We start from the raw sequence: 280 nt of genomic DNA on the forward strand, positions 1-280 counted from the left end.
GGAGAACAAAGAGACTATCATCTCGCTCCACGCGCGCCAGCAGGGCATCGACGTGGACGACCTCGTCGACGCCGAGACGGCCGAGGAACTCACCGAAGACGCCGTCGAAGCCGCCGTCGCCGAACTGAACGAGGCGGGAAGCATCGACTACGCCCGCGAGATGGCCGAAGCCCTCACCGAGCAGGCCAAGTCGCGGCTCGACGTCCTCCCGGACAACGAGGCCCGCGACCTGCTGTGCGACATCGCGGACTACCTCATCACCCGCGGCTACTGAGCGCGC

General features: G+C 67.1%; 1 protein-coding gene. It reads left to right on the plus strand.

Features of this window, described 5'->3' with window-relative positions; all coding sequences use genetic code 11:
* Positions 1-274, plus strand: a 274-nt coding sequence (locus HKX41_11205) for a polyprenyl synthetase family protein (protein NNC24698.1), incomplete at its 5' end; no start/stop codon positions are given.
* Positions 275-280 lie beyond the last annotated feature (6 nt).

This window comes from Salifodinibacter halophilus (genome assembly GCA_012999515.1).
Lineage (GTDB): Bacteria > Pseudomonadota > Gammaproteobacteria > Nevskiales > Salinisphaeraceae > Salifodinibacter > Salifodinibacter halophilus.